This is a genomic window from Mojavia sp. (assembly GCF_059505145.1).
Window position 1 is genome coordinate 1 of sequence record NZ_JCACKA010000015.1, and the last position, 6,554, is coordinate 6,554.

The following is a 6,554-nucleotide window of genomic DNA, read 5'->3' on the forward strand; positions in this document are numbered from 1 at the left end:
GAAATTGTGGCATAGGGATTTTGTAACTGACCGATAATCATGAATCGAATAAAGTCTCCTAAACCCTCAATCGTAAGGATTCAGGTCTAATATTGAGGAAGTAAAGAAGGGCGAGACAGAGAATTATCAGAATCAGCAATTAGAGCCTGTGCAAAAAAATCAATAACAGACCTACCTTGACGACGACAGCTTTGAACCACCGTCAACAAATTGGCAGTGTGTTGAAACCGCTCCATCGAACGGGAACCACCGCTAACCTTCCGTTTTGTCACAGCTAAACGCAGCGATCGTTCAGCCTGATTATTATCAGGAGGGACTTCAGGATGGTCAAGGAAATACCACCATTGATGAGCTTTATCTTGCAAGGAACGTAAAAGCTGGCCTGCTGTAGCTCCTGCCTTATCAATCCATTGATCAATTGAGGAATGCAACTTGGATTTGAATTGATTGACCCAATCGTTGTAATTGGTGGAGTTAAGAGTCTCAAACCATCGCCCATAACTTCTAAAGGCTTCATCAATTAAATCGACAAACGTTTCGCCAATAGTTTTGTTGTGAAGACCTGGAAGTTGAATCAATTTTTTGAAGTGACGGCGTAGATGAGCCAAACATTTTTGCTGGGAAACAGCTTGATAGCCATTGTAAACACTAAAATCGTCGCTGATAATTACACCTTGATATTCAGTGCCTAAAATTGCTTCTAATTCTGCTCTAGAGCGAGTATCAGCCGCAGTAAACAGGCAGAATTCAGAATTAGCCACTACCCATAACCATTCTTTAACCCCTTTAACTGGCCAAGGCGTTTCATCCACATGGATATTAGGTTGTATCTGTTTTACCCAACTACTTAACTCAGTTACGCTCGGTTCTATCGCTTGTTGTATTCGCTCATTGGTTGCAACTAACGTCCCCAGCCCAATCTCAATTTGCCCCAGTTCCCACAACATTTCCTGTTGTTTTTCATAAGGCATATGTGCATAATTATTTGCCCACCCTAAAAATGCCTGTAACGACGTTCCTAAATCTTGTCCTGGAATCATGTCTTGTGGCCAGGCGGCTGTTTGTACATTGCCACAACTCTCACACACGCAGGTATGGCGTTGATACTCCACTACTTCGATTGGACGTTCCACTAATTGCGCTACTGAGTGCTTTTCTACTTTTACTGCCTCTGCCGTAAATGCTTTTTGACCACAATAGGCACAATCAGTCGGTCGTAAGATTTCATAGCGATCTACTCTCCCAAAACCCTTACGGGTTTTGCCTTGATGTCCTGGTTGCCCACCTGGTTTCTTTTTTGGCTGATTTGATTGGTCTTGAGGCGGTACTGTTTTGTTTTCGCTCTTTTTGAGGATGTCTCCTGATGGAGGTTTCGATGAATTAGTACTATCTAAATCTCTGCTGACTTTTAAACGCTCTATTTCTTGCTGTAATTCTAATATTATTTTTTGTAGCTCACGTATTACCTTGCTCTGCTCAATGATGATGTCCACCAGTTCTTCTTTGGATAACTGGCTCAAACTTTCTCGGTCTAAATCTTGAGGCAGATTGTGGTTCATATCTGTGATACTCCCCCTCAAGTGTTCCCTTTGTCAATACTCTGCTACCTGAATCCTTACAAATTATATTCTCTGGTATCTGAAGATGTTTGCTAAAATGAAAAGCACCATTGTCTAACTGAATAATGTGTATATCTTGGGGATAAGTGGCAGAAAATTTTTCTAAAAATCTTTGAAAACAAGCTGCATTTAAATGAGAAAATTCCCAAATAAAATACTCGCCAGTTAATGGTTCAACTAATCCATATAAATAAAAGTTCTCTCGTTTCCATTGCATAATGCCAATCGGCTTCTTACCTTTTATTGTAATTAATCTGCCAGCTTCAGTTTTCAACCCCACACGGCTTTCATCCTCACACCAGTACCTAATTCTTCTGTTTTTATCTATCGGTGCAATAACGTGTTTTTTAATCACTTCTAAGTATTGGGGGAGTTTTTTTTAAACTCTGATTCTGCTTCTTCGTTGTGTTTTACCCCTACTGGTCGCGGCACTTTTAGCTTTGCTTTCATTCGATAACGCACCGTGTCATGTACTACTTTGTATGAAGCTTCTACACCCTCTACCGCTTTTAACCATGTTCGGATTTCTTCATAACTTTTAAATCCTTGCGGCTCTTCTAATTCTTTTAAAAGTTGTTCTCGAACATCTGTGTTAATGATTGGCGGTCGTCCTGAACCCTTTTTTCTTGATACTAGACTGGTGATTCCCGATTCTGTATAAGCCTTTAACCACCTTTGTACCGTCGCACTCCCTCTTCCCAACACCACCGCCAAATCTTGTATTGTCTTTACCTGCCCTATCTTCAGTAAATACAACGCTTGAATCCGTTCTTTACCTAATGCTGTTTTTTGTTTTCTCAGCAGCTCATGTAATTCCTCGGCTGACTCTTTTATTTTTACTTTGCTGACTCCTGCCATGAACTTCTGCTCATATTTCTGACTTAACTATCTTTATCATTTTTTTAGTGAAATGGTATGACGGCAAACTCCCTGTTTTGATATTCCACATCAAAACTATTACTCAATGGGCATCCTACACTTTTTTGTTCCCATCACAGCACTAAACAACCATAAAAATAAAGTTATCTCAGTATTACTGAGATACTTAGCTATCTAACTAGTATCAATTTGGCTAATTTACTGAACTTTCGGTTTAGCGATCGCCTCCGGTGGAGTAGGGCATCGTCACTCGTTTTTGCCCGACTTCAGAAAATCGCGTTGCTCCCTGAAATTACCGGGGATGGAGTTATTGGACTGTCTCGCAGCTTAATCTCCGCAGGCGTACCCAGTGTGATTGTGTCTCTCTGGTCAGTACCGGATGCTCCCACTAGCGAGTTGATGAAAGAATTTTATCAAAATCTACAGCACAATCCAGACAAAGCCCAAGCACTACGGCAGGCAATGCTGTCCACCATCAAACAGTACCCTTCTCCCAGAGATTGGGCAGCATTTACGCTAATTGGTGAATCACAATAGTAAATTTTTTGTACTCTTGCACAGCGGCTATTGTCTTAAAATTGGCTTCAGCCAAAAAAGAAAGCTTAGAACCAATAGAGAACAGAAATTGATTTTGACAAAAAAATATAACTTCCAATGACTGGTGTATCGCATTAATAACTTGCTGGTCGAATTCAGGAATCAATTAGAGCAGCAGATTATTTAACAGACTTCAGAGGAATATGTAGTTTTTCTGTTGTAAAATATACTTCAGTTTGGGTGCCAAGGGTATCTAATTTATTACTTCCAGTATTAACTATTACGGTATTTGCATAATTTTGTGGTAGTTGAGATGAAATATCAACATAAATTTTATGATTGACAATAATCTTTTTAGCAGACAATGTTTTCAGCTTTTTGATAGACTCAACCTCAACATCTCCATTACGATAACAGAGTCTACCAAAAGCTAAACCTGTAGCTTTTGAAGGCACTGTAAGTAAATAAAAATAGTCAGGTCGTAACCGTTCTTGCCAAGTATTATCGCCACCCTTTCCCAGATATTGAATCGATGAATCGGGTAACTTTGACCAAGTTGACGAAGCAAGAGCTTGAGGAAAAATAATGATTTTTAATTCTCTTTGAGTATCAAGAGTAACTTTTTTAGTAAATGTCCCATCACGCAATTTAACTCCATTAAAATTATAATTACTAACTTTGATTTGTGTAAGTAGCTTGGTACTGTGACATAAATTTGTTCGTTGATGATTTGGTGTTGTAAATCTTGCAAAAACAATAATACTTCCCAATGTTAAACATATAAAAATAAACATTAAGCTAAGTCGAGAAACTTTCATCACTCTGGTATAAAAATAATTGTATCCTTTATAACAATGTTTTCTAAAGTTTCATACTGGTGCTTATTGGTTTATATAGCTATCCGTTTACGGAATAGATCTCAATACGGTTCGGTTAAGCTTTAAGCAGTATTGATTACAGAGAAGATGGCTGTGGCAATTTTGGCTCCTGCTCCTTTATGTATCGGCTTCTTGGAGGGAAATTTAGCTCTAGTTTTTTAACTACTCCCGGGTTAGGCACTTACAAGTAATAAAATGCCCAGCCGTCGCTTTCGCCCGGAGGGTGAAAGCGCCTAAATACCTCGGTTTTGCTAAAAATATCATTGAAACGGTGAGGCAGTATGGTCTTGGGGTCTCCCCAAGTAGAATAACTGCCTCACCCGCAGGGCGCTTGCATTTTGTTATTGGCAAGTGCATTAGCTGGAGTATGTGGTACATCTAGAACCGTTCCGTGAGTTTTCAACGGATAGGGAGGAAAATTTCAAATTCAGTTCCTTCGGTGGGGTGTGATCGCGCAGTCAAAGAACCGCCATGTTGTTGGATAATTGAATAGCTGACAAATAACCCCAAACCTTGACCACGACCAACAGGTTTTGTTGTAAAGAAGGGTTCAAAAATTCGATCTTGAAGACTCACAGGAATTGTACTATCTGTATTAGTGATCGCAATTCGTAACCGTTTACCATCGATGACTTCAGTGCGAATCCGAATTTTGGGGTTTTCGCTGATATCGGGATTATCTCGAATCGCATCAATGGCATTATTGATGATATTCAAAAAGACTTGATTTAACTGACTAGGATAGCAAGTTACCAGAGGTATTTTGCCATACTCCTTGATGACTCGCACTTCGGGTTGATTTCCAGAAGCAGGCAAGCGATGCTGCAAAATTAACAGCGTACTTTCAATGCCACTATGTAAATCCACAGCTTTGATTTGTGCTTCATCCAAGCGCGAAAAGTTGCGTAAACTGTGGACAATTTGGCTAATGCGTTCGCTACCCGCTTTCATAGATTCTAAAATTTGATTGGCATCCTCAAACAAAAAATCAAGGTCAATATCCTCTGTGAAAGCTTGAATAGCTAGACTAGGTTGAGGGTATTCCTGTTGATAAAGTGTAAGCAAACGCATCATGTCTTGGATATAATTTGCTGTATGCGAGAGATTACCTTTGATAAAATTAACTGGATTGTTAATTTCGTGAGCAATACCAGCTACCATTTGACCTATTGAGGACATTTTCTCGCTATGAATTAATTGTGCTTGAGTTTGTTGCAATTGTTTCAAGGTTTGCTCTAAATCTTGAGCCTTATGGTTGAGAGCTTGAGTTTTACGTTCTACCTCAGCTTCTAGAATTTGGGCATAGTTTTCGGTTTGTTGATACAGACGAGCATTTTCCACAGAGATGGCGGCTTGACTAGTCAACAGTTGCAAAATCTCGATGCGATCGCTAGTAAAAGCGCCCACAGTTAAGTTGTTTTCTAGGTACAAAATACCGATGAGTTTTCCTTGTCGGCTAATTGGAGTACACAAAACCGATTTCGGCTGATGAGTGATGATGTAGTGATCGCCTGCAAATTGTACTGCATCACTCAAGTTTTCAAACACAGCCGTCTGTTGAGTCCGCGCTACTGTATAAATTAAACTTTGAAAAATTTCTTGATATTGCTCAAGCGGAATTTCTAAAGTTTCTACCTGTTGACAATCAGCTTTAGCGACTACTAACAATTTTTCCTCTTGATGAAGAACTAAATGACCGATTTGTGCGCCAGCGTTGGCGATCGCAATCTGCATTAAGGTTGCTAACAGTTTCTCTAATTCAATTTCACCAGAAATAGCTTGTGCGGCTTTCATTACTGCTGGTAAATCTAACCATAAATTTTGACCGCTACTGCTGCTAGTCATGGTCTTACTCACGGTTTGGGCAATAGTTGCTTTAGATGCGAATTTGCTGGGTTGGAGGATAACTGCTAGTAGTTGCGGATATTGTTGTTCTAAATGGGAGACTTTTGCCTTAGCACCCCAATGGCTGTAGCAGTAGTATGCTTGTTGCATGTACTCTGCCGCCACCTTTTGTTTGCCCCAGTTGAGGTAGAATTTGGCGGCCAGCTCATTGCTGAGTGCTTCTTCTTGGATGTAACCGTTTTCCTTGGCAGATACGATGGCGCGATCATACAATTCCATCGCCTGATGTTTTTGTTCTAATACCCGACAATATTCTGCTTCAACCAACTCATATTTGTGTCGATAATTTGTCGGTGCGCCGACCGCACAATTGTGTAAAAGAGATAGATTTTTGACAATTTGCTGACGATATTGCTCTTGCTGAACAGAGCTTACATTCGCGTAATTGGCTAAAATCGCCAGTGAAGCATAAAAGTAAGTAGTAGGAATAAAATAAGTGCCAAATACACCTGCTTTGTTTTGCAAAGCAATATTGCTGTACTCAATTGCTCGCTCATACTCAGCAAATAAATAACACAGCAGTGCTTTCACAAAAAAGTTGACAAAGCCTAAGGTAAGTTGATTACCATTAACAATTTGTTGGAGATGATGCCGTTCATCATAGCAATCTCCTATTAATTCGGTAATTTTATTACTAGCACTTCCTTGCAAATTCAAAACTCCCTGCTGCCAGGGAGCAAGATAGGGAGCATCCAGTTTTGGAAGATTTACCATTTCTGAGAAAATGTAGAAGGAA

Annotated in this window: 5 protein-coding genes and 1 pseudogene; 1 reads left to right on the forward strand and 5 read right to left on the reverse strand. The window is 39.8% G+C overall.

Annotated elements, in window-relative coordinates:
* Positions 1-86: 86 nt before the first annotated feature.
* The 3 genes from tnpC to AC5JL8_RS01565 are packed head-to-tail and all read right to left on the reverse strand — an operon-like array spanning position 87 to position 2,477.
* Positions 87-1,559, reverse strand: a complete 1,473-nt coding sequence (gene tnpC / locus AC5JL8_RS01555) for an IS66 family transposase (protein WP_495878022.1) — start codon at positions 1,557-1,559, stop codon at positions 87-89.
* A complete protein-coding gene (locus tag AC5JL8_RS01560) occupies positions 1,477-1,974 on the reverse strand; it encodes a transposase (RefSeq protein ID WP_495878023.1) in 498 nt (165 codons plus the stop codon). Before AC5JL8_RS01560 ends, tnpC begins: the two co-directional genes overlap by 83 nt.
* 2 nt (positions 1,975-1,976) lie before the next feature.
* The gene (locus AC5JL8_RS01565; protein ID WP_495878024.1) at positions 1,977-2,477 is read right to left on the reverse strand and encodes a helix-turn-helix domain-containing protein; all 501 of its coding nucleotides are present in this window, start codon (positions 2,475-2,477) and stop codon (positions 1,977-1,979) included.
* A 312-nt stretch (positions 2,478-2,789) separates the two neighbouring features.
* On the opposite strand from AC5JL8_RS01565, the pseudogene AC5JL8_RS01570 reads away from it, so the two are divergent.
* A pseudogene (locus AC5JL8_RS01570) lies at positions 2,790-3,035 on the forward strand (CHAT domain-containing protein); the annotation flags it as partial.
* Positions 3,036-3,214: 179 nt separating this feature from the next.
* Here the strand turns inward: AC5JL8_RS01570 and AC5JL8_RS01575 are convergent.
* Entirely contained in the window at positions 3,215-3,853 is a 639-nt protein-coding gene (locus AC5JL8_RS01575; RefSeq protein WP_495878025.1) for a hypothetical protein, read from the reverse strand.
* Positions 3,854-4,312: 459 nt separating this feature from the next.
* Positions 4,313-6,554, reverse strand: a 2,242-nt coding sequence (locus tag AC5JL8_RS01580) for a GAF domain-containing sensor histidine kinase (RefSeq protein ID WP_495878026.1), incomplete at its 5' end; no start/stop codon positions are given.

Coding starts and splice junctions, on each gene's coding strand:
- tnpC (WP_495878022.1), bottom strand. CDS start 1,559: ATGAACCACAATCTGCCTCAAGATTTAGACCGAGAAAGTTTGAGCCAG.
- AC5JL8_RS01565 (WP_495878024.1), bottom strand. CDS start 2,477: ATGGCAGGAGTCAGCAAAGTAAAAATAAAAGAGTCAGCCGAGGAATTA.
- AC5JL8_RS01575 (WP_495878025.1), bottom strand. CDS start 3,853: ATGAAAGTTTCTCGACTTAGCTTAATGTTTATTTTTATATGTTTAACA.